Annotated in this window: 19 protein-coding genes and 1 pseudogene; 13 read left to right on the top strand and 7 right to left on the bottom strand. The window is 72.2% G+C overall.

The genetic code is table 11. The features are described from left to right. Nucleotides 1-9 precede the first annotated feature (9 nt). The 6 genes and pseudogenes from GFH49_RS00120 to GFH49_RS00095 all read left to right on the top strand — a co-directional run. Nucleotides 10-291: pseudogene (locus GFH49_RS00120) on the top strand (hypothetical protein); the annotation flags it as partial. A 202-nt stretch (nt 292-493) separates the two neighbouring features. Beyond that, entirely contained in the window at nt 494-1975 is a 1482-nt protein-coding gene (locus GFH49_RS00115) for a cellulose-binding domain-containing protein (protein ID WP_155053652.1), read from the top strand. 46 nt (nt 1976-2021) lie between these two features. Further along, nucleotides 2022-2456: a hypothetical protein gene (locus GFH49_RS00110; RefSeq protein ID WP_230396074.1), complete on the top strand. Its 435-nt coding sequence runs from the start codon at nt 2022-2024 to the stop codon at nt 2454-2456. A gap of 240 nt (nt 2457-2696) precedes the next feature. Further along, nucleotides 2697-3788, top strand: coding sequence for a ribosome small subunit-dependent GTPase A (gene rsgA, locus GFH49_RS00105; protein WP_155053651.1), 1092 nt, complete (start codon nt 2697-2699; stop codon nt 3786-3788). Between the two features lie 121 nt (nt 3789-3909). Next, a complete protein-coding gene (locus GFH49_RS00100; RefSeq protein ID WP_155053650.1) occupies nt 3910-5286 on the top strand; it encodes a DNA-3-methyladenine glycosylase 2 family protein in 1377 nt (458 codons plus the stop codon). Further along, nucleotides 5283-5762 (top strand): methylated-DNA--[protein]-cysteine S-methyltransferase, encoded by a 480-nt coding sequence (locus GFH49_RS00095; protein WP_155053649.1) that lies wholly within the window; start codon nt 5283-5285, stop codon nt 5760-5762. Before GFH49_RS00100 ends, GFH49_RS00095 begins: the two co-directional genes overlap by 4 nt. Before the next feature lie 135 nt (nt 5763-5897). Here GFH49_RS00095 and GFH49_RS00090 read toward each other — a convergent pair whose 3' ends face one another. The 3 genes from GFH49_RS00090 to GFH49_RS00075 all read right to left on the bottom strand — a co-directional run bounded on the left by GFH49_RS00090 (nt 5898) and on the right by GFH49_RS00075 (nt 9491). Further along, nucleotides 5898-6269 (bottom strand): PPOX class F420-dependent oxidoreductase, encoded by a 372-nt coding sequence (locus GFH49_RS00090; RefSeq protein WP_155053648.1) that lies wholly within the window; start codon nt 6267-6269, stop codon nt 5898-5900. Between the two features lie 125 nt (nt 6270-6394). Further along, entirely contained in the window at nt 6395-8848 is a 2454-nt protein-coding gene (locus GFH49_RS00085; RefSeq protein ID WP_230396073.1) for a glycosyl hydrolase family 95 catalytic domain-containing protein, read from the bottom strand. Nucleotides 8849-9008: 160 nt separating this feature from the next. Beyond that, nucleotides 9009-9491 carry a DUF456 domain-containing protein gene (locus GFH49_RS00075; RefSeq protein WP_155053647.1) on the bottom strand — a complete coding sequence of 161 codons (483 nt, stop codon included), beginning with the start codon at nt 9489-9491 and terminating at the stop codon, nt 9009-9011. A gap of 295 nt (nt 9492-9786) precedes the next feature. Between GFH49_RS00075 and GFH49_RS00070 the strand changes: the two genes are divergently transcribed. Continuing rightward, complete coding sequence (locus GFH49_RS00070; protein WP_155053646.1) at nt 9787-11481, top strand: PP2C family serine/threonine-protein phosphatase; 1695 nt, start codon at nt 9787-9789, stop codon at nt 11479-11481. 480 nt (nt 11482-11961) lie between these two features. After that, entirely contained in the window at nt 11962-12378 is a 417-nt protein-coding gene (locus tag GFH49_RS00065; RefSeq protein ID WP_155053645.1) for an ATP-binding protein, read from the top strand. A 67-nt stretch (nt 12379-12445) separates the two neighbouring features. On the opposite strand, the gene GFH49_RS00060 is transcribed toward GFH49_RS00065, so the two are convergent. Beyond that, complete coding sequence (locus tag GFH49_RS00060; protein ID WP_155053644.1) at nt 12446-13489, bottom strand: DUF2637 domain-containing protein; 1044 nt, start codon at nt 13487-13489, stop codon at nt 12446-12448. A gap of 303 nt (nt 13490-13792) precedes the next feature. Next, on the bottom strand, nt 13793-14641 hold the full coding sequence (locus GFH49_RS00055; RefSeq protein WP_155053643.1) for a (2Fe-2S)-binding protein: 849 nt from the start codon (nt 14639-14641) through the stop codon (nt 13793-13795). Nucleotides 14642-14809: 168 nt separating this feature from the next. Here GFH49_RS00055 and GFH49_RS00050 point away from each other — a divergent pair, with 168 nt between their 5' ends. After that, nucleotides 14810-15637: a GntR family transcriptional regulator gene (locus GFH49_RS00050; RefSeq protein ID WP_230396072.1), complete on the top strand. Its 828-nt coding sequence runs from the start codon at nt 14810-14812 to the stop codon at nt 15635-15637. A 12-nt stretch (nt 15638-15649) separates the two neighbouring features. Here the strand turns inward: GFH49_RS00050 and GFH49_RS00045 are convergent, their stop codons facing one another. Both GFH49_RS00045 and GFH49_RS00040 read right to left on the bottom strand, forming a co-directional pair. Further along, nucleotides 15650-16417 (bottom strand): hypothetical protein, encoded by a 768-nt coding sequence (locus GFH49_RS00045; RefSeq protein ID WP_196217798.1) that lies wholly within the window; start codon nt 16415-16417, stop codon nt 15650-15652. A gap of 449 nt (nt 16418-16866) precedes the next feature. Next, nucleotides 16867-18567, bottom strand: coding sequence for a PucR family transcriptional regulator (locus GFH49_RS00040; RefSeq protein ID WP_155053641.1), 1701 nt, complete (start codon nt 18565-18567; stop codon nt 16867-16869). Nucleotides 18568-18847: 280 nt separating this feature from the next. On the opposite strand from GFH49_RS00040, the gene GFH49_RS00035 reads away from it, so the two are divergent. The 4 genes from GFH49_RS00035 to GFH49_RS40900 all read left to right on the top strand — a co-directional run. Further along, on the top strand, nt 18848-19738 hold the full coding sequence (locus GFH49_RS00035; RefSeq protein ID WP_155053640.1) for an FAD binding domain-containing protein: 891 nt from the start codon (nt 18848-18850) through the stop codon (nt 19736-19738). After that, complete coding sequence (locus tag GFH49_RS00030; protein WP_155053639.1) at nt 19738-20376, top strand: (2Fe-2S)-binding protein; 639 nt, start codon at nt 19738-19740, stop codon at nt 20374-20376. The genes GFH49_RS00035 and GFH49_RS00030 overlap by 1 nt, the downstream gene beginning before the upstream one ends. 4 nt (nt 20377-20380) lie before the next feature. Further along, entirely contained in the window at nt 20381-22765 is a 2385-nt protein-coding gene (locus GFH49_RS00025; RefSeq protein ID WP_155053638.1) for a xanthine dehydrogenase family protein molybdopterin-binding subunit, read from the top strand. 346 nt (nt 22766-23111) lie between these two features. Beyond that, nucleotides 23112-23187 (top strand): helix-turn-helix domain-containing protein (locus GFH49_RS40900; protein ID WP_155053706.1); only part of this gene is annotated, 76 nt, incomplete at its 3' end.

The following is a 23187-nucleotide window of genomic DNA, read 5'->3' as shown; positions in this document are numbered from 1 at the left end:
CGGGAGGCCATCACGCCCCGGTTCACCACCTGGTGCCCCGAGTCGACGACCCCGCTCGGCAAGGCGAACCCGCTGGGTGCGCCGCTGGAGTACCACATCCGGCTCCTGGAGGCCTACCGCGCCACCATGGACGACTTCGGCCTGTCCTCGCCGCCCGGATACGGCCCGCCCGGATACGGCCCGCCCGGATACGGCCCGTCCGGATACGGCCCGTCCGGACCCCGCCGCCCGGTGTTCTCGGTCATTTCCTTCATGGACAGCCTTCCGGCGGAGGAGTCCGCCACGGTATAGGTGACCGTATGGGTGAGACGAACGGGGCTCGCATCCGTACAAGTGGCTGGAGTTGTGGGGGCACGACGGTCTGTCATGACATCTGAACACGGCGCTTGTCAGTTGTGTTGGAAACGTGAAAAGCTCGTGCTCTGCTGCGAGGTTCCACCCAACTCCGTTGCCAATATGGTGAGTTGACCTCGCTCGTGGATGCAGGAGACCCATGCCCGACCTGCCGACCCCCCAGGACGCCGCCGAGGCCGCGCTGTTCTCCGAGTGCTGGGACGCCGTGCTCTCGTACGCCGACCTGTGCACCGCCGGATCCGCCGCGGCCACCCGGCTGGCCACCGAGGCCTTCGCGCTCGGCATACGCGAGGCCCGTGCCGGTGAGACCGGCACATCCGGCAACGCCGGCCGCCGCTCGGCCCGGCTGCCCCGGATACCCTTGCTGCTGACGGCCGTTCGGACCACCGCGACGGCCTGGGAGACCGACGGCCAGGGCCACAAGCTCGACCCGGAGCTGCGGCTGTGGCTCAACTCGGACAACGCCGCCCGCTACACCGGACCCCCGCTGCAGCGCCCCCTCGCGCTGCGCGGCCTGCGCGACATGCAGGAAGCGGACGCGGCGCTGCTGTGGCTGGCCGAGGTGGAGGCCCTGCCGATGTCCGTCGTGGCACGTCGGCTCGGCCTCGACCCGGCCGCGGTCGCCGCCGAACTCGACCAGGTAAGGGGCCTGTTCCGGGACCGCTGCCACCGCAACCACCTCGACACGCCGATGGCCGCGCAGTGCCGCAGCTACGCCCGGCTGCTCGACGCGGTCACCCGCTCACCCCTCGCCGACACCCCGGACGACCTCTCCCGCCACCTCGCCCGGTGCGTGGAGTGCGCGGAGGCCGCCGCCTGTCTCCGGCTGCACGGCGGCGGGCTGCCGACCGCCCTCGCCAGCGGTGTGATCGGCTGGGGCGGCCTCGCCTATCTGGAACGCCGCCGCAGAGCCGCCGAGGTACGGCTGGGCGCCGGACGCCCGGCACCCGCGGACGTGCCCCCGAACCCCGGCGCGCACAAGGCGCGCGTCGTGCGGGGCGGCCTGCTCGTCGCCGCCGTCATCGTCTCCCTGCTGGCGCTCGCCGCCTCGATGATGCCCTTCGGTTCCACCGGCGACGGCGCCGCGGGACCCGGTGACGGCTCCGACCGCCAGCCGGTGGCCGACCCCGGCTTCTCCGAACCGTCCATCAGCGCGCGGCCCTCGGACTCGGCGACCGTCTCGCCCGAGCCGTCGGCGACCGGTGCCTCGGACCGCTCCGAGCGCTCGGCACCCGACCCGGAACCCCAGGGCACCACCTCCTCCACCGCCCGCGGCGGCGACCCGGACCCCGAGGCGAGCGCCCCGGCCGCCTGCGAGGTCGCCTACGACCTGGTCAACCAGTGGCCCGACGGCTTCCAGGCCACCGTCACCGTCACCACCGCCGAGGCCCTGGACAACTGGCGGGTCACCTGGTCCTTCAAGGACGGGCAGCAGGTCGGCCAGATGTGGGACGCGAGCTTCTCCCAGAACGGCTCCCGCGTCACCGCCACCGCCGCCGACTACAACAAGAAGGTCCCCGCCGACGGCTCCCTCGCCTTCGGCTTCCTCTCCTCCTGGCGCGGCAAGAACTCCCCGGCGTACGACTTCACCCTCAACGGCGAGAACTGCACGAAGGCCTGACGCCGGGGCGGGCGGAACCCCGGGGCCGCCCTTCGAGGGGGCACCCTTGACTACCACCTCTACGCCGTCATGCGACCGGTCTGGGATCTGCCGCGACTGGGCGCTGCACCACGCCGACCCCGCACTGATCGGCGGTCTGCCCGCCCGGGTCGGACACGGTGCGGTGCACGATCCCAAGGCTCGCGTCGGACATGAAGTGGATGTGGCGGTCATCGGTACGCCGACGGGCTCCAAGCCGCCGCTTCTGGCCATTGGCGAGGCCAAATGGAACGACACGATGGGCATCGCTCACGTCGAGCGCCTTCGCCACATCCGCGATCTCATCACCCAAGCGGGACGCTACGACACCACCAGCGCTCGACTTATGTGTCTCAGCGGCACGGACTTCCACGACAAGGCATACGCGGCCGCGCAGACTGCCCCTGACATCCAACTGGTCAACCTGGAGACGCTCTACGGCACGGAACGACCCGTGCCGTAATTCGGTGGCGTCGCGGCCTGACCGTCCCTAGTGTCAGTGCTGTTCGAGCGGTGACGGGAGGTCGCCGCGGGATGACTCGGCTTGGTTGGGGAGGTGTTGACCGATGGCTGTCACTGCGATGGGCGCTGCCCGCATCCAGAAGTCCGTCAACTCCACCTCCGTGGCCGCCGGCTGATCTTCGTTCTCTTCCGTCGCGCGCGAGTGCGCGCCGGGCCGGGGCCGCCCTTCGAAGGGTCACCCTTGACTACCACCTCTGCTTTCTCCGCTCTCGCTCCCTACGGCTGGGACGAGGCATGGGCGGACCAGTTCACCCCCTACGCGTCCGAAGGGCTGCTGCCCGGACGGGTGCTGAGGGTCGACCGCGGACAGTGCGACGTGGTCACCGCTGACGGGGTCGTGCGCGCCGACACCGCCTTCGTCACCCCGCACGATCCGCTGCGGGTCGTGTGCACCGGCGACTGGGCGGTCGTCGAACCCGCGGGCAACCCCCGCTACGTGCGGACGTATCTGCCGCGCCGTACCGCCTTCGTGCGCTCCACCTCCTCCAAGCGGTCCGAGGGGCAGATCCTCGCGGCCAACGTCGACCACGCGATCGTCGCCGTGTCCCTGGCCGTGGAGGTCGACCTCGGCCGGATCGAACGCTTCCTGGCCCTGGCCTGGGAGTCCGGCGCGCAGCCCGTAGTGGCGCTCACCAAGGCCGACCTCGTCCCGGACGCCGCCACCCTCGGCCATCTCGTCCAGGACGTGGAGACCACGGCGCCCGGTGTGCCGGTGCTGTCCGTCAGCGCCGTCGACGGCGCCGGGCTCGACGTCCTCGCCGCGGTCGTATCCGGCGGTACGTCCGTGCTGCTCGGGCAGTCCGGCGCGGGCAAGTCCACTCTCGCGAACGCACTGCTCGGCGAGGACGTCATGGACGTACAGGCCACCCGGGACGTCGACGGCAAGGGCCGTCACACGACGACCACCCGCAACCTGCTGGTCCTGCCCGGAGGCGGCGTACTGATCGACACGCCGGGGCTGCGGGGCGTCGGGCTCTGGGACGCCGGGACCGGCGTGGGGCAGGTCTTCTCCGAGATCGAGGAACTGGCCGTGCGGTGCCGGTTCCACGACTGCGCCCACGAGGCCGAGCCCGGATGCGCCGTGCTGGCCGCGATCGACTCCGGGGAGCTGCCGGTGCGGCGGCTGGAGAGCTACCGCAAGCTGCTGCGGGAGAACCAGCGGATCGTGGCCAAGACGGATGCGCGGCTCAGGGCGGAGATGCGGAAGGACTGGAAGCGGAAGGGGGCGGAGGGGCGCGCGGCGATGGAGGCGAAGCGAGGGCGGTGGCGGTAGCGGTGGCGGTGGCGGTACTCGGGGTGGGAGCCCCATCGTCCAGGCACGACCGCCCGCAGCCGGGTGAGTGTCCGATTTCCGCCAGCCGAGTGACCGCGGCCGGCGGAGACTGGAACATGTGATGGACGAAGACACCAGGTACGAAGCGGTGCGCAGCCGGGACGCGCGGTTCGACGGCGAGTTCTTCTTCGGCGTCCGGACGACCGGCATCTACTGCCGCCCCAGCTGCCCCGCCGTCACCCCCAAGCGCCGCAACGTCCGCTACTTCGCGACCGCCGCCGCCGCGCAGGGCTCGGGTTTCCGGGCCTGCCGGCGGTGCCGGCCGGACGCGGTGCCGGGGTCGGCCGAGTGGAACGTGCGCGCGGATGCCGTGGGCCGGGCCATGCGGCTGATCGGGGACGGCGTGGTCGACCGGGAGGGTGTCGCCGGGCTCGCCGCGCGGCTGGGGTACAGCGCGCGGCAGGTCCAGCGGCAGCTCACCGCGGAGCTCGGCGCCGGGCCGGTCGCACTGGCACGCGCCCAGCGCTCGCACACGGCGCGCGTCCTGTTGCAGACCACCTCGCTCCCGGTCACGGAGATCGCGTTCGCGTCCGGGTTCGCCAGCGTCCGGCAGTTCAACGACACCATCAAGGCCGTGTACGCCGCCACGCCCACCGGCCTGAGGGGTGCCGCGCCGAGAGGCCGTACGGCCACCCCGACGGCCGGCGTGCCGCTGCGCCTCGCGCACCGGGGCCCGTACCAGGCCGGTGCCGTCTTCGATCAGCTGGCGGACGACGCGGTCCCCGGCGTCGAGGACATCGGCGGACCACGCGGCCGGCGGACGTACCGCCGCACCCTCCGCCTCCCCTACGGCACCGGAATCGTCGCCGTCGAGGAGCGGCCGGGCCTGCCCCGGTCCGGGTCCGGCGGCTGGCTGGACGCGCGGCTGCACCTCACCGACCTGCGCGATCTGACGACGGCCGTGCAGCGGCTGCGGCGGCTGTTCGACCTGGACGCCGACCCGTACGCCGTGGACGAGCGGCTCGGCGCCGATCCGCGGCTCGCCCCGCTGGTCGCCGCCCGGCCGGGACTGCGGTCGCCGGGCGCCGCCGATCCGGACGAGCTGGCGGTACGGGCACTGGTCGGGCGTACGGCGGCCGAGGGCCTCGTACGGCGGTACGGCAAAGCCCTGGACGCGCCCTGCGGCAGCCTCACGCATGTCTTCCCCGAGCCGGCCGTCCTCGCGGAGGCCGAGCCGGACGGCCTGCTGGGTGCGCTCGCCGCCGCCCTCGCCGACGGTTCCGTACGCCTGGACCCGGGGGCCGACCGGGACGACGCGCAGGACGCGCTGCTCGCCCTGCCCGGGATGGACGCCCGCACGGTGGCGATCATCCGCACCCGTGCCCTCGGCGACCCGGACGTGGCCGTGCCCGGCACGGACGTCTCCGACAGCTGGCGCCCCTGGCGCTCCTACGCACTACAACACCTGCGCGCAGCAGGGGAGCTGGAGCAACGATGATCTACTACACCACGCTCGACAGCCGCCTCGGCCCCCTTCTTCTCACCGCCGACCCCGGCGGCACGCTGATGTCCCTCTCCCTGCCGGACCAGAAGGGCGGCCGTACGGTCCAGGACGGCTGGCGGCACGACCCCGGGCCCTTCCGGGAGGCTCGGGAGCAGCTCGCCGCGTACTTCGCCGGTGACCTGAAGGAGTTCCGGCTGCCGCTGCGCGGCGAGGGCACCGAGTTCCGGGAGCGGGTCTGGTCCGCGCTCGACTCCGTGCCGTACGGCGCGACCACGACGTACGGCGAGATCGCCGCCCGCATCGGAGCGCCTCGCGCCGCCGTACGGGCGGTCGGCGGCGCGATCGGCGCCAACCCGCTGCTCGTCCTGCGACCCTGCCACCGCGTGATCGGTGCGGACGGCTCACTGACGGGCTATGCGGGCGGCCTCGACCGGAAGGTGGAGCTGCTGACCCTGGAGGGCGTGCTCTGAGCAGCACGCCGCAGGGGCGCGGGGCCGCAGCCGCAGTCGATTCGCGGCTACCGCCGCGAGCGTGCGTGCCAGGTGTCGCGGGGCAGGTGCCGCGGGGCAGGTGTCGCGGGGGAGGCGGACATTCGAAAGCACGCCCTATCCCTCCTCCAGCCCCCAGCTGTGGATGCGCCGCGGATGGACGCGGATCACCTCCTCGCTGAAGTGGGGGCCCAAGTCGTGCGGGCCGATGAGGAGTTCGGCCTCGCCACGGATGTCGACGCCGCGGACCCGCCAGGGGCGGGCGCTGATCATGTCGTCGACGACGAGGGCGACCTTCGGGTTCTTCCGGAGGTTGCGCCACTTCTTGGTGGTGCCCATCTCCCGGCCGCCGATCAGGATCGTCCCGTCCTCCTGCGGGAAGATCCCGACCGGGTTCGCCTGCGGCTGGCCGTACGGGTCGACGGTGGCCAGCCGTCCCAGCCGCTGGGTCTTCAGATACGCGCGTTCGGCTTCGGTGAATTCCGCCATGGCAGCAGACAAGCACGTCGTGCGTGCCCGGCGCATCGGACCGTCGGCCCAGGGCCGCGGGCCTGCTGAGGGTCTGCTGAGGTCCTGCTCCCAGTCAGTGGCGGCCGGAGCGGGCCCGCGGCCGGTCATCCTGCCGCGCCGGGCAGCCCCCAGCGCGGCGCGTCCTCGTTGGGCCGTACGGGTGTGACGGCGAGGTCGGGCCGGTCGCCCGCGCGCGTGATCAGCGCCGACTCGCCCCTGCTCAGGGCGATGCGGATCGCGCCCTCACCGGCGTCCGTGTACCGCAGCGGCCGGCCGCGTCCGTCCCGTATCTCGATCGGCCCCGGGATGCCGTGCCGTACGACGCAGGGCACGCCCGCCTCGCTGACGAGCCGTACCCAGCGGGTGGCCCCGGCCTGGCGGACCGCCGACAGCACGAACGCACCCTGCGTACGGAAGCCGTGCACCGACAGGTCGGCCCAGGCGGCCGGGAGGGCCGGGAAGACGCGGATGACGCCGCCCCAGGACTGGCAGACCATGTCGTGCAGGGACTGGGCGGCCGACAGCGGGGTCTCGATGACCGGGCCGGACTCCTTGTACATGGTGTTGGGCTGGATGAACCGGGTCATCAGCTCGCCCAGGTACTTCAGTGCGTCCTCGCCCTTGCCGAGCAGCGCCGACATCGAGGCCGCGCCGGTGAACGTATAGCCCTGCAGGGCACCCTCGAAGCCCACCCAGTGCGCCAACGACTTCTCGATCAGGGCGCGTTCGTCCGCCGTGCGGCCGGTCAGCTCGTACAGCGGGTACACCGCGAGGAGATGCGAGTAGTGGCGGTGCGACTTCGCGAACGGGATGTCCGCGCCGATCATGAAGCCGTTCGCGTCCGTCGGATACGGCGCCCGCTTGGCCAGCACCTCACGCCAGCGCGGCGCCGACTCGTCGTCGATGCCGAGCAGTTCGGCCGACTCCAGGAGGGTGCGGCAGCCCCAGGTCAGCAGCATCAGGTCGTAGTTGCAGTCGCGTGAGTTGCCGCCGTACTCGGGGGAGAAGGTGGCGGGCAGGTGGAGCCTGCCGTCCGCGCCCGGCTCCAGGAAGTGCAGGTAGTAGGAGATCGCCTTGCGGAGGAGGGGGTAGAGGACGTCGCGCAGGGTGCGTTCGTCCATCGTGTGGCGGTAGCTGAGCCAGACGTTGTGCAGGGCCCAGGTGAGGTTGCCGACCTCGGGGGTCGGCGGGTCCTGGCCCGGGATGCCCACGCCGTAGCCGGTGAGGGTGCCCGCGGCGCCGTTGATCAGGTGGGGGTCGGTGGTGCGCGGGATGCCGAGGGAGTCGGCGCGGTACCGCGGGGCCATCTCTTGGGTCAGGTTGTCGCGGAACTCGCTCAACGCCCGGGTCACCGCGTCGAGTTCGAGGTGGTTGGCGCCGTGGATCAGCCAGTACTCCAGCTGCACGTTGAGGTTCCACCAGGTGTTGGGCCAGGGCGTCGACTCCAGCCAGGGGCCGCACGTCGCCATCACGGGCGCGTCCCGGCGGGCGGCGGACGCCGTCTTGTACAGCTGGATCCAGTAGAAGCGCTGGATCCGGGCGTCGGGCAGGGAGAGGAAGCTCTTGCGGTAGAACGCGTGCCACCAGGCGCGGTGGGTCACCGCCAGCGCCGAGTACGCAAGTCCGGAGGCTTCGCGTACCGCCTTCAGCGCCCGATCCAGCGCCGTGCTCTGCGGATACGAGTGCGCGACATGGACGTACAGCGTCCTGGCCGCAGGCTGGTCGTGGTCGTGGTCGTGGTCGTGGTCGTGGTCGTGGTCCTGGTCCTGGTTCGGGTTCTGGTTCTGGTTCGGGTCCTGGTTCTGGTTCGGGTCCTGGTTCTGGTTCGGGTCCTGGTTCTGGTTCGGGTCCTGGTTCCGCTCGCGCCACGCCGTCACATGCTGCCCGCCCGACAGCAGTGGCTGTACGGCGGCCGAGACGCCGGCGTGGTCGGCGACCTCGGCGGGCGGGTTGCCCTGATAGCCGTCCGGGAGCGGCCGGAACGCGGCGCGCGGGCTGATCGCCTCCGCCGGATGGAACACCCAGCGGAAGTCGCGCTCACCCGCGCTGGGCGTCACTTCCACGGCGAGCACCGAGCGGCTGGTGTGCACCAGGGCGCGGAGCGTGAGCGTCCCCCGGTCGGTGGTGAGCGTGCCGGTCAGCTCGGCGTCGCGCAGTCCGAGCCGCCAGTCCAGGCCGGTGATCGTGCCCACCGGCTCCAGGGTGAAGTGGCCGATCGGGAGCCGGGCCAGCCCGAACAGCGAACCGAACTCGGGGCGGTGGTCCTGCACCTCGGAGTGCTGGACGTTGAAGCGGACGGCGCGGGTCTCGGCGCCCGGCTCCGCGTAGATGCCCGAACCGAGGAAGCCGTTGCCCAGGTACGGGCCCTCGTACCAGGTGGCCGGGGCCCGCTGCCAGACCAGGTCCGCGTCGTCGAGGACGGTGCGCCAGGGGTCGGAGGTGTGGCCGCGGTCGTGGTCCGCCGCGGTCGCCTGTGCGGGAGGCAGGCCTGTGGCGAGGAGCGTCCCGCTCAGGGCGGATCCGGTGGCGAGGACGGTTCGTCTGGACGGGTTCGGCATGGCGTCACTCCCGAGCGGCTCTGTGACTCTGGCGATTCATCGGAGCTATCTCGGGGTGCAACGTAGGGATGGGGTTCCAGGTCGTCAATAAGGCAGGAGAGATCCGATCAATCGAAAGTGGTGGTATGTGACATACCACTGAGCCCCCGGCATCCGCATGTCAGCCCCAGAGCACCGCACCCAGCCACGCCCCGAAGATCAGCAGACAGGTGAACAGCTCCGCCAGCACGCTGGAGCCACCGTTGCGCATCGCCGTGCGCAGTGCCGCCCTCGCCTCGCCGTGGCGGCCCAGCCGGAAGCGCTCGTAGAGGTAGATGCCGCCGATGAAGCCGGGTATCGCGCCCAGTACGGGGATCAGGATGAAGCCGAGGAACGCGCCCGCGCCCGCGTACACCCCCATCCGGGGCGTGGCGCCGCTCGCGCGCAGGCGTCGGGGAGGCAGGGTCCAGCGGACCACCTGGGACAGGAGCAGCGCGACGGTGGCGCCCACGAGCACCCACCATGCGACGGGCTGCGGATCCTTCAGCGCCCACCACATGACCGCGGCCCATACGAGCCACGACCCCGGCACCCCGGGCACCAGCACTCCGCACAGGCCGAGCAGGATGACCAGTCCGACCAGCAGGAGGTCCAGGACTCCCATTTGTCCAGAGTGCAGGAGCGGGGGAGGAAGCGCAGGTCCCTCCCCGCTGACCTCGTACGTCCCCCACCACCGCGCGAGCAGCAGGGCGGGAACGGTGATTCGGTCGCCCAGACCGTGACCCCGGCCTACGACGGGCACGGCGCGTGCAGGGGATCGCAGGCCCGGGTCACTCCGGTGTCGCCGGGCGGTTCTCCCGTGGCGACGGGATCGCCCGGTGACTTCCGGTCCATCACGACCGGAGCGGATTTCCCAATGCCCCGTTTTCATCCGGCCCGTGCGGTGGACAATTGGGGGCATGAGCCAGCAGGGGGGAAATCCCATCGGTCACGAGGACGACTGGTGGGGGCAGCTGTACGACGACTCCACCGACGACACGGGGCCCACGGCCGCGCCCGACTCACTGGACGACCGGTTCGCTTCGGCGGCGGGGACGGTGGGGGACGGGAGCGCCGTCTCGATGCCGGGAGCGGGTTCCCCGCCAGGGCGGCCGGCCTCGGGGGTGGCAGTGCCCCGGCCGCGCGCCGGGGCCGCACCGACGGGGGGTGCTGAACGGCACCGTGCGCCCTGGGAACCCCCACCCGCCGCACCTCCGCCTCCGGCGACCTTCCCGCCCGGTCCCATGCCCCCCGGCTTCACCGACCAGCCCTCCTCGACGACCGGCGCCGCCCGCACCTCGACGCAGCCACCGGCCACGACAACACCGACGTCACGGGCACCGCAGGACACGCCACCGGCCCCGCAGGACACCCGTCGCACCGACGCACCGCCCACCCCGACCGGCACGGAAAGTGGCCCTCCGGCCCCCACCCGACCGGGCACGGCCACCGAATCAGCCCGCCCCACCCCCCGCCACGGCACCGAACCCCCTTCCGAGCCGCCGCCCTCCCGCGCGCCGGCCGAGATCCCCAAACCCCCGCGGCCCACGCACCCGGGCGCCGATCCTCATCCAGCACCGCGGCCCGCCGGTCCGGGCGCCGAGTCGGCCGCCACCGCCACTCGGAGCGACCTGCCCACCACCCCGCCCCCACCCCTGGACTACGTCGGTTCCGGGCCTCCCACCTACGATGCCGAACCCACCGCGCTGCCTCCCGCCGACCCGGACGAGCTCGATGACCTGGTCGCCGACACCGTGCTGGACGGAGCGCACTACGGGGCCTGCTTGTTGCGGGCCGTTTCGGTGCGGGGGGACTCCGCGCGGTACCGGGGGGAGCCGCGCCGCGACTCGTTGCTGACCGCTCGGTTCGGCAGTGGTGAGCAGGCGCTGGTCCTGGTCGCGATGGCCACGGGTGCCCGGGCCACACCGGGTGCGCACCGGGCGGCGGCCGAGGCCTGTCACTGGATCGGGCGGGCCGTGGGCCGCAGTCATGCCCGGCTCAGCGAGGACATCCGGGCCGCCCGGCGCGGTGACCTGAAGTCGGGGCTGCACCGGCTCACCGACCGCAGCCTCGGCAAGCTCCGCGCCGGCGCGGCCGAGCAGGGCATCGACCCGGACGAGTACGCGGCCACCCTGCGCTGTCTGCTGCTGCCCGCCGACCCCGAGTGCCGTACCCGCGTGTTCTTCGGCGTCGGCGCGGGCGGACTGTTCCGGCTCAGGGACGGCGAGTGGCACGACATCGAGCCGCCGGTCGGGGACATCACCGGTGAACCCGTCGTCGGCTTCGGCTCGCTCCCGCACGAGACGCCCGAGGGCGACCGGCTCACCATGGACCTGGGCATCCCGACGCCCCCGAGCCCGTACGAGCCCGCGCCCGAGCCGCCCCGCGACCCCTTCCGCTTCCGCGCCTGCGTCGCCCGCCCGGGGGACACGCTCCTGATGTGCACCGGCGGCCTGGCCGAACCGCTGCGCGGCGAACCCGAGCTGTGCGAGTACCTCACCGGCCGCTGGTCGGGCCCCACCCCGCCCGGTCTCGCCGCGTTCCTCGCCGACACCCAGACCCGGGTCAAGGGGTACGCCGACGACCGTACGGCTGCCGCCGTTTGGGAGGCATAACGGCCCCCGCTGTCGCCGCCACGCTCGGTTCCGTGGCTGTCGCCAAGCGCCACCGAACCTCCACTGAACATGGCCCGGCAGCGGCGATTTCCGGCCAGCTTCTCCGGCCGCGGGAGCCGGTCGGACCCAACCGCCCCACGGCTTCGTCGCGTACGGCGGCATCGGCAGGGCGCCATGGGCAGTCGGGCCGATCTCCTGCAGCCGCGTCCCCGTACCGCGGTCGCCGTACGAACGGCTGCCCGATGTGCCCCAAGGCGCCCTCCACCAGGGTTCGCCGGCTGCGTGGCGGCTGCCGCACGCATGGCCGAACAGCCGGTCGTTGACGATTCCGCATGACTGTCGGGTGAGCCAACGGGCATGGATCCCCGTGAACGTGTTCGAGGCAGGAGGGGAACCGACATCGGCACGCGGGCGGGGGTCATGAAGAGGCAGGCACGAGGAGGCGGTCCCACGGCGATCGGGGCCTTCTCGGCTCGGACAGTGGAGGAAGAGGCCGACGGCGCTACGGCGCAGCCGCCGCAGCTGCGGCGCAGACTCGGACGCGCGGACCTGCGGGCGGTACCGGAGGCACGCAGGGCACTGCGCGAGCTGTTACGGCAATGGGGCAGACCCGGCCGGTCGGAGATAGCGGAACTGCTCACCAGCGAACTCGTCACCAACGCCATCGTCCACACCGACAACGACGCCGTTCTGACGGCCTTCGTCGGACCCCGTGGACTGCGGGTGGAAGTACGGGACTTCGTCGCCCGCAGACCCAGACTGTGCGTACCGGACGCCGACGACGGTACGCACGGCAGGGGCCTGGTCCTGGTGCAGTCCCTCGCGGACGCCTGGGGGGTACGGACGCACGGGGTGGGAAAGGCGGTGTGGTTCGAACTCGACGCGGGAGGCGCGTGACAAGCGAAAGGGGGTACGGCCCCGGGCCGTACCCCCTGATGTCGACTGACGTCGACTTTGTCCGTTCCTAGCCGAACTGCTGCTCCAAGTCCTTGAGCTTGCGCTCCAGGGAGTCCAGGCGCGGCAGCGCCATGGTGTCGTCCTCCGCGGTGAGGTCGACGGTGATCGGGTCAGAACTCTGGCGGACGGGCTGAAGGGACGGCCGTGAGCGCACGGGCAGCTGCTCCGGCGCGGATATGGCAGGCTCCGCGGTGACTCGGTCGGCGCCGCGCTCCATGGCGGGCACCTCCATCGGCCGTCCGGGGCCGCGTCCGACGAAGCCGCGGTGGCCCCGGCTGATCGCCTTGAGCTGGGCCCGCTCGACCCGCTCCTGCTCGCGCCGGCGCAGTCGGGCGGCTTCCTTCTGCCGCTTGTCCTCGCGTACCTCGTCGACGGCCTCGTCCAGGCTGCGTACGCCCTCCAGGAGCATCAGCGACCAGGCCTTGTAGGTCTCGCGGGGCGCCCGCAGCCAGCGGACGATACGGATCTGCGGCAGCGGGCGCGGCACCAGGCCCTGCTCGCGCAGCGCGGCCCTGCGGGTCTGCTTCAGCGCCCGGTCGAAGAGGACGGCCGCGGAGAGCGACATGCCGGAGAAGAACTGCGGGGCGCCCTCGTGGCCGAGGCCCCTGGGCGCGTGCACCCAGTTGAACCAGGCCGCGGCGGCCGCGAACGTCCATACGAGTATCCGGGAGCCGAGTGCCGCGTCACCGTGGCTGGCCTCGCGCACCGCGAGCACCGAGCAGAACATGGCCGCACCGTCCAGGCCGAACGGGACCAGGTACTCCCAGCCGCCGGACAGGCTCAGGTTCTGCCGGCCGAAGCCGACCAGGCCGTGGAAGGAGAGGGCGGCGGCGACCGCCGCACAGCAGAACAGCAGGATGTAGGAGGCGGTGCCGTACATGGCCTCCTTGCGCCTGCGCCGCTCCTCGGCTCGCTCCCACGAGTCGTCCGCGCTCGCTTCCTTCCCCGAGGAGCGCTTGCCGCGCGCGAGCACCGCCACCGCCGCCAGCATGCCCAGGAGCAGCACGGCGCCCGGAAGCAGCCAGTTCAGCGATATGTCGGTCAATCTCATCTGGGGTCCCTTGCATTGGGATAGGGCGTAACGCCCGCCATAGTGGCCCAATTCCACTGGCCCTCAGGGGTTTTCGGGGCAAGAGGCCGCCAAGGAAGTGCAAGGGGATGCCCAGGGCGACGTTCCGCTCGAACTGCCGCTTGAGGGGCGAGAGTTGAGTTCGAACAAGACTACCCGTACGGATGGTTCGACGGAAAGTTCCTGCGGTAAGTGAGGAAATTGTGAATCGCCTGTAACCATGGGGCTGCCATGAACAGGGTTGATCTTACGGGACGCCTGGTGGTGCTGCTGCCTGAGGGGTCCTCAACCCGCCGCGGCGGCCAGGAGTCTGACGACCCGGTCCGCGTCGCAGGTGCGCGGGCAGGTGGCACAGGTGTCCTCGGGGTCCAGTGTGTAGAACATGCAGCAGCTCGCCCGGTCCCGGGTGGGCAGCGGCTCGCCGTCCGGGCCGGTCAGTTCACGGAAGGCGGCGGAGCCGACGTACGGCTTGGTCGCCCCCGGCAGCAGCAGCTCCAGCTCCCGCCTCGCCCGCTCCTGCTCACCGAGCACTTCGGCGATGTACCAGAGCCCCTCGACGACTTCGTCGGTCGCCATGCCCCACAGCGCGCGCCCGCGCCGCCGCATGCGCGGACCGAACCCGGCGAGCACGGGTGCCAGGTGCTCGGCGACGGCCTCCCGCACCTCGCCGCGCAGTGCCTCCTCGTCGGCGACGACGCGGGCGCCGGGCAGGGCGGCGGCGGGGTCGCCGGGCAGACAGGCGACGCTGTGGGCGCGGACGGCCAGGCGGCCGATGTCCACGCCCGGGGTCGTCCGGTCGTACGCGACGTCCGTCACGTGGAAGCGGGGCACCCGGCGGCTCAGGAACCACGGCACGGTGATCAGCAGGCAGGCCGGCCAGGCGTAGCGGTGCAGGCCGAAACTGGCGACGACATCCGGTCGCGCTCGATGTCCGTGGTCGCGCTGGACCTGCGCGTCGTCCCAGGCCAGGAACGCGTCGAGTCCGGCCCCGCCCGCCGCGAGGGCGTCGGCGGCGATCCAGCCGCCGTCCCGGGGGACCTGCTCCACGGCCCCGAGCTGCGTGATCGGCAGCCCCGGGAGGACCTCGGCGAGGCGCGTGTAGGCGTCCGCGAGGGCCGAGGGGGGCACGGGCATGCGGGACCGCCGATCTGGGTGTCTTTACGGGCCTACCTAGAGGTAAGGCTTACCTTACCCGCGATTCCTGGGATGTGAACCGGCCGCTTCTGGCCCTATGGTGCTTGACGGACGAGTAACAACCCGCCGTAATGACCCCAAGTACCGACAAGGCCGGAGGAGGACCCCGTGAAGCAGGGCACGCAGGGCTCCACGGAGGCGGGGCGTCCGGAGCGGACGCGGCCGCCGGCCGGCGGAATGCGGGTCCCGCACCAGCCGCGGGCGGCCGACGTGGAACGGCAGCGGGGCGCGGCAGCCGCCCCCGGGCCCGTGGCCGGCGACGTCCGGGGTGAGCACACCCACAGCGAGGCACCGATTCCGCGCCCCCGCCCCACCGTCCAGCGGTCCTCCGTGCGCGGGCAGATCCTCGACGCCCTGCGCACCGCGCTGGTCTCGGGCGACCTGACCCCGGGCGAGCTGTACTCGGCGCCCGCGCTGGGCGACCGCTTCGGCGTCTCGGCGACACCGGTGCGGGAGGCGATGCAGCAACTGGCCCTGGAGGGCGCCGTGGAGGTCGTGCCGAACCGCGGGTTCCGCGTTGTCGAGCGCGGCGCCCGCGAGCTGGCCGAGCTGGCGGAGGTCCGGTCCCTGATCGAGGTTCCGGTGCTGCTGCGGCTGGCGCGGACGGTGCCGGTGGAGCGCTGGGCGGATCTGCGTCCCCTCGCCGAGGCGACGGTACGGGCGGCCGCCACCGGCTGCCGGGTGACGTACGCGGAGTCGGACCGCGCCTTCCACCGCGGGCTGCTCGCCCTGTCCGGCAACGAGCAGCTCGTGCACCTCGCCGAGGACCTCCACCGCCGGGCCCAGTGGCCCCTGGTGGGCGGCCTCGCCGGTCGCGGGCGCACCGAGCTGCTGGCCGACGCGGCGGAGCACACGGCACTGCTGGACGCGTTGATCTCACGGGACCTGGAGGGCGTCCGGGCCCTGGTGGGGGAGCACTTCGCGGGGGCGGCCTGAGCGCACGCGGGCTCAGGCCGTGGCCGCCGGTGGTGCCGGGGGCGCCAACTCCCGTCCCAGCCAGGTCGGTACGCCGCCCAGCAGCCGGAACAGCCTGCGTGCCTCCTCCCGCAGGCGTGAAGCCTCCGGCTCCGCTTCCGCGTCCGCCAGGGACACCAGCGCCGGCGCCGTACCCACGAGATAGCCCAACTCCTCACGGATGCGCAGGGATTCGGCGAAGCCGTGCCGTGCCTCCGCCAACTCGCCCTCCCGCAGCGCGAGTCCGGCCAGATGGCGCCAGGTGAACGACAGCAGGAGCGGGTCGGAGTGGGCCGTCGCGCCGGCGTGCGCCCGGCGGTACGCGGCGCGCGCCGCCTGCGGGGAGAGCGTCAGGTTCTCGGCGAGCAAGCCCCGCCGGAAGTCCAGCAGCGCCCGGCCCGGCGCCCCGGGAGGGATCAGCGCCGCCGCCCGGCCCAGCGCGGCCCGCGCCTCGTCCGCCCGGTCCCGGACCGTGTGCAAGGTGGCCGCATAGGCAAGTTGCCCGCGTTCACAAGCGGCCGCGCCCCGCTCCTCGTCGCTGTGCGCCATCGCCTCGGCCGTACGCAGCCCGTCCTCGGCCTCCTGCCAGCCCTGCTCGGTGTACAGGCACCGTTCGACCAGCAGCGCGGCCCGCTGCAACGCGGACGCCGGGGTGTCGGGCCGGAGCAGGGCCGCCGCATCCGCCCAGCACGCGCGGGAGCGCAGCCGCCATACCGCGGTCTGGAGGGGATCGTCACCAGGGGTCGTTCCGGAACCAGACATGGCGGAATGCGCCACATTGCCCTCCCCGAGCGCGCCGTCGAGCTATGAGTGGTGGCGGCATCTCAGCACGAATCGTCGGCCCTGGCCAAGAGGGAGTGTGAAAGTTTTCACTTGCGCTAAACTCGTGCAGCCAGTCTGTGAGCCCTTTGAAGGCACGAACCGGTTTTCCGGGGACACGGTTGTGGCCGGCGCTGACCAGCCTGGTGTCCTCGGGGTCCCCCGGTGCGGGGCACGCCACCGGTCCCGCGCCCGCCAGGGCGGATGCGACCTCGATGCCGCAGCCAGCGGTGCCGAGGAGTGCGACGAGGTGTGAACTGTCGGGCGAGGCCTGGCTGTTCACGGCCGAGAAGGTGACAGAGTCGTGGGACACCACGTGGGGCGGGAGCGGTACATCGCGCCGCCCGCCACCTCACCTCAACTCAACTCACTTCACTTCACCTCAACTCAACTCAACTCATCCGCAACGCCAGGAAGAAATCGAGCTTGTCCTCCAGCCGTGACAGGTCACGGCTCGTCAATTGCTCGATTCTCCCCACCCGGTAGCGCAGCGTGTTGACGTGCAGGTGAAGACGGGTGGCGCAGCGCGTCCAGGAACCGTCGCAGTCGAGGAACGCCTCCAGGGTGGGGATCAGCTCGGCGCGGTGCCGGCGGTCGTAGTCCCTGAGCGGGTCCAGCAGCCGCGCCGTGAAGGCACGCCGTACGTCGTCCGGGACGAAGGGCAGCAGCAGCACATGCGAGGCCAGCTCCTGGTGGCCCGCCGCGCACACCCGGCCGGTGCGTGCCGCCGCCACCCGCCGGGCGTGCCGGGCCTCCTCCAGCGCCCCGCGCAGCCCCTCCGCCGAGTGCACGGCCGCGCTGACACCGAGGGTGACCCGCCCGTCCTCGTCCAGACCGGCCGCCAGGGGGTCCCGTACGGACTCCAGGAGCGCGTCGGCGTGAATCCCCGTCTCGGTGCCGTCGTGCTCGGCCGACACCGCCGGCAGGGGTACGAGGGCGACCGCCTCGTCGCCGGTGTGGGCGACGGCGATGCGGTCGGAGGGCTCCGGTCCCGTCGCCACCGGGTCGGCGAGGATCTCCTCCAGCAGCGACTGGGCGACCGGCCCGCCCTCGATGTCACCGCCGTCCCACTCGACCCGGGCCACGACCACCTGCCAGTGCGGTGCCGTGCCGAGCCCGGGCAGCAGCACCGGCGCGGCCACCCGCAGCCGGGCCGCGATCTCGGCGGGCGCGGCACCCGTCTGCACCAGCTCCAGCACCTCCTGCGCGAGCCGTCTGCGCACCGTACGGGCGGCGTCCCGCCGGTCCCGCTCGACCGCGATCAGCTGGGCGACGCCCTGAAGCAGGTCGAGCCGCTCCTCGGGCCAGTCCCCGGCGTCCGCCGCGACGGCCAGCAGCCAGTCCGACAGCACCGTCTCGCGCACATCCCGGGCGCCCTGCGGGGAGCGGTCGTCCCCAGCCGCCGCCGGGAGGTGCCCCCAGCCGCGGATCGGGAAGAGCGCGTACGGAGCGGCGCCCAGCGTCACCCGGTGCGGTCCCCGTCGGCCGGTGCGGGCGGCCGCCAGATGCTCGGCGGCGAGCTCGGCGCACGTGTCGGCGGACAGCCCCGGCCCGCCCGCCTTCGGGCCCGCGACGAGCCGCCCGGTCGGCGAGAGCACCCAGGCGCTCAGGTCGAGGTCGGAGCCGAGGAGGTCGAGGACCACGTCCGGCCCGCCGCCGGCCGGGCCCGAGGTCATCATCCGCCGGTGCCGGTCGACCACCGCCGCGAGGTCCCCGGCGCGCTCGCCCGAGACCTGCCGTACGACATGCTCGGTGATCGTCGCGAACGCCACCGACTCGTGCACCGCGAACAGCGGCAGCCGGTGCCTGGCACAGGCGACCACCAGATCGTCCGGGATGTCCCCGAGCCCGGCCTCACCGGCGGCGAGGGCGGCCACGCCGGCCGCCACCAGGATCCGTACGAACGGCTCGGAGTCCGCGGCGTCCCGGTGCCAGGCCAGGCCGGTGAGCACCAGCTCCCCGCCGGAGAGATAGCGGCTGGGGTCCCTGAGGTCGGTGGTCATCACACCGCGGACGGTGCGGTCCAGCTCTCCCTCGCCGCCGAGCAGCCTGAGGCCCAGCGCGTCGGTCTCCAGCAGTGCGCGCAGCCGCATTCTCGTCGCCGCCGTTCTCTGTCTCGAAATCTACGATGAATCTTGATGGGCCATGGTGGGAGGCCCGCTCGGCGGGCAGGGCTGTGCCTGACGTTTCGACACGGAAACAGGGAGGTTATCGATGGCCTCCGTTCATACGAATCTACAAGATGACCGCGCTGGCCAGCCAACTCCTTCATGGTTTCCGTGACTGACCGATGAGCCGCACCGCGCTGTGTACTGACTCCGATCCGCGTTAAAAGAACATGAACGAGCAAGTCGACGAAGAAGAGAGCCGGTCATGGACTTCCTTCGCCCCGCCAGCTGGGAGGAGGCGCTCGCCGCGAAGGCCGAGCACCCCACCGCTGTGCCGATCGCGGGTGGCACCGATGTGATGGTCGAGATCAACTTCGACCACCGTCGGCCCGAGTACCTGCTCGACCTGAACCGCATCGGCGACCTCTGCGAGTGGGAGGTCGGCGAGGACACCGTGCGGCTCGGTGCCTCCGTCCCGTACACCAGGATCATGGAGCACCTGCGTCCCGAGCTGCCGGGCCTGGCCCTCGCCTCGCACACGGTGGCCTCCCCGCAGATCCGCAACCGCGGCGGCGTCGGCGGCAACCTCGGTACCGCCTCCCCGGCCGGCGACGCCCACCCCGCGCTCCTCGCGGCCGGCGCCGAGGTCGAGGCCGAGTCGGTGCGCGGCTCCCGGCTCATCCCGATCGACGAGTTCTACACCGGCGTCAAGCGCAACGCGCTCGCCGCCGACGAGCTGATCAGGGCCGTACACATCAAGAAGGCCGACGGGCCGCAGCAGTACTCCAAGGTCGGCACCCGCAACGCCATGGTGATCGCCGTGTGTGCCTTCGGTCTCGCCCTGCACCCGTCCTCGCGCACCGTCCGCACCGGCATCGGCTCGGCCGCCCCGACCCCCGTACGGGCGAAGGCCGCGGAGGAATTCCTGAACGCGGCGCTCGAAGAGGGCGGTTTCTGGGACAACGGCAAGATCGTCACCCCGTCGGTCGCCAAGCAGTTCGCGGACCTGTGCGCCGCCGCCTGCAACCCGATCGACGACGTCCGGGGCACGGCGAGCTACCGCCGGCACGCGGTCGGCGTCATGGCCCGCCGCACGCTGACCTGGACCTGGGAGTCGTACCGCGGTACCGCCGCTCGCACGGAGGGAGTCGCCTAATGCGCGTCAATTTCACGGTCAACGGCCGTCGGCAGGAAGCCGACGACGTGTGGGAGGGCGAGAGCCTGCTGTACGTGCTGCGTGAGCGGCTCGGTCTGCCGGGGTCGAAGAACGCCTGTGAACAGGGCGAGTGCGGATCCTGCACGGTCCGCCTTGACGGTGTGCCGGTGTGTTCGTGCCTGGTCGCCGCCGGTCAGGTCGAGGGCCGCGAGGTCGTGACCGTCGAAGGGCTCGCCGACTACGCCAAGCAGCGCGCCGAGCACGGCGGTTGCGCGACCGGCGCCTGCGGTACGTCCGGTACGTCCCTGGAGGACGCCCGGCCGGGGGTCCCCCCGGACGAAGCCTGGGGGAGGGCCGCCAAGGGGCAGGACTCCCAGACCGGCGAGGGCACCGGCTCGTCCCCGCACGCGGCGCTCGCTCCGATCCAGCAGGCGTTCATCGACGCCGGTGCCGTGCAGTGCGGCTTCTGCACGCCGGGTCTGCTGGTCGCCGCCGACGAGATGCTGGAGCGCAACCCGAACCCGACCGACGCCGACATCCGCGAGGCGCTGTCGGGCAACCTGTGCCGCTGCACCGGCTACGAGAAGATCATGGACGCGGTCCGGCTGGCGGCTGCCCGGCAGGGAGAGGCGGTCTAGCACCATGCCCACCATCGGCACCCCCACGAAGATCACCCAGGGCTCCCGGACCAAGGGCGGCATCGGCGAGTCCACGCTCCGCCCGGACGGCATCCTCAAGACCACCGGCGAGTTCGCGTACTCGTCCGACATGTGGCACGAGGACATGCTCTGGGGCCAGATCCTGCGCTCCACGGTCGCGCACGCGGAGATCGTGTCCATCGACACCGGCGAGGCCCTCGCCACGCCGGGCGTGTACGCCGTCATGACGTACGACGACCTGACGGCCGACGTGAAGAACTACGGCCTGGAGATCCAGGACACCCCGGTCCTCGCGCACGGCAAGGTACGCCACCACGGTGAGCCGGTCGCCATCGTCGCCGCCGACCACCCGGAGACCGCGCGCCGCGCCGCCGCCAAGATCAAGGTCGAGTACCGCGAGCTGCCCGTCATCACCGACGAGGCCTCCGCGACCGCCCCGGACGCGGTCCTCGTCCACGAGCACCGCGACGACCACCACGTCGGCCACGTCCCGCACCCGAACGTCGTGCACCGCCAGCCGATCGTCCGAGGGGACGTCGCCGCGGCCCGGGAGCGTGCCGACGTCATCGTCGAGGGCGAGTACACCTTCGGCATGCAGGACCAGGCCTTCCTCGGCCCCGAGTCCGGCCTCGCGGTCCCGGACGAGGACGGCGGCGTCCACCTCTACATCGCCACCCAGTGGCTGCACAGCGACCTGCGGCAGATCGCGCCCGTCCTCGGCCTGCCCGAGAGCAAGGTCCGGATGACGCTGTCCGGCGTCGGCGGCGCGTTCGGCGGCCGTGAGGACCTGTCGATGCAGATCCACGCCTGTCTGCTCGCCCTGCGCACCGGCAAGCCCGTCAAGATCGTCTACAACCGCTTCGAGTCCTTCTTCGGACACGTCCACCGCCATCCCGCGAAGCTGTACTACGAGCACGGCGCGACCAACGACGGCAAGCTCACGCACCTGAAGTGCCGGATCGTCCTGGACGGCGGCGCCTACGCGTCGGCCTCCCCGGCGGTCGTCGGCAACGCCTCCTCGCTGAGCGTCGGCCCGTACGCGGTCGACGACGTCGACATCGAGGCGATCGCCCTCTACACCAACAACCCGCCCTGTGGCGCCATGCGCGGCTTCGGCGCGGTCCAGGCGTGCTTCGCCTACGAGGCCCAGATGGACAAGCTCGCCGCGAAGCTCGGCATGGACCCGGTGGAGTTCCGCCGGCTCAACGCGATGGAGCAGGGCACGATCATGCCGACCGGCCAGCCGGTCGACTCCCCGGCCCCGGTCGCCGAGCTCCTGCGCCGCGTCAAGGCGATGCCGATGCCGCCGGAGCGCCAGTGGGAGAGCAGCGAGGGCGCGGACGTACGGCAGCTGCCCGGCGGTCTGTCCAACACCACGCACGGTGAAGGCGTCGTCCGCGGGGTCGGCTACGCCGTCGGCATCAAGAACGTCGGCTTCTCCGAGGGCTTCGACGACTACTCGACCGCCCGCGTGCGGATGGAGGTCGTCGGCGGGGAGCCCGTCGCCACCGTGCACACCGCGATGGCGGAGGTCGGCCAGGGCGGCGTCACCGTCCATGCGCAGATCGCCCGCACCGAGCTGGGTGTCGCGCAGGTGACCATCCATCCGGCGGACACGCAGGTGGGCTCGGCGGGTTCGACGTCGGCCTCGCGCCAGACGTACGTCACGGGCGGCGCGGTGAAGAACGCCTGCGAGCTGGTCCGGGAGCAGGTCCTGGAGATCGGCCGCCGCAAGTTCGGTACGTACCACCCGGCCTGGTCGACGGCGGAGCTGCTCCTGGAGGGCGGCAAGGTCGTCACCGACGGCGGCGAGGTCCTCGCCGGCCTGGTGGACGTCCTCGAAGGCGAGAGCGTCGAGGTCGAGCAGGAGTGGCGGCACCGGCCCACCGAGGCCCTCGACCTGCGCACCGGCCAGGGCAACGGCCATGTCCAGTACAGCTTCGCCGCGCACCGTGCCGTCGTCGAGGTCGACACCGAGCTGGGCCTGGTCAAGGTCATCGAACTGGCCTGCGCCCAGGACGTGGGCAAGGCCGTCAACCCGCTGTCCGTGCTCGGCCAGATCCAGGGCGGCACCGTGCAGGGCCTGGGCGTCGCGGTGATGGAAGAGATCATCGTCGACCCCGAGACGGCCAAGGTCCAGAACCCCTCCTTCACGGACTACCTGATCCCCACCATCCTCGACACCCCGACCATCCCGGTCGACGTCCTCGAACTCGCCGACGACCACGCGCCCTACGGCCTCCGCGGCATCGGCGAGGCCCCGACGCTCTCCTCGACCCCGGCCGTCCTCGCGGCGATCCGCACCGCGACCGGCCTGGAGCTGAACCGAACGCCGGTACGCCCGGAACACCTCACGGGCACGGCGTAAGCGGCAACGTCGCAACGCCCGCCGCCGCTGCGGGCAGTCGTGCCTCCCCCAGTGCCTCAAGGGCCTGGGGGACCCCCACGGCGGCACGGGTGGGCGCGGCGGCACCCCGACGCCGGGCAACGCTCCACCCACGGCCACCCCGGCGCCGGTCAAGTCCAGTACCACGTTTCGTCTCGGGCCGTCCCCCGGGCCGTGATCATCAGGTTCCTCCGTGGATACTCCGCCGTTCACGGCGGAGAGGAAACGGACTCCTGCGGAGCAGGGCAGGGGGCGGGGTTTCGCCGCCAGGGCGAAAGACCGTGCTCTGACCAGCAGATTTGATCTTCACGTGCAGTATTACTAGTTTGTGAGCGTGACCGCGACGCAGGTGAAGCGGGCGTTCAAGTACCGCTTCTATCCCACGGACGAGCAGGCAGCCGAGC

It is taken from the genome of Streptomyces blattellae, assembly GCF_009709555.1.
GTDB lineage: Bacteria > Actinomycetota > Actinomycetes > Streptomycetales > Streptomycetaceae > Streptomyces > Streptomyces blattellae.
The sequence above is the reverse complement of the archived record's forward strand: the minus strand, read 5'-3'. Positions and strand labels throughout refer to the sequence as shown.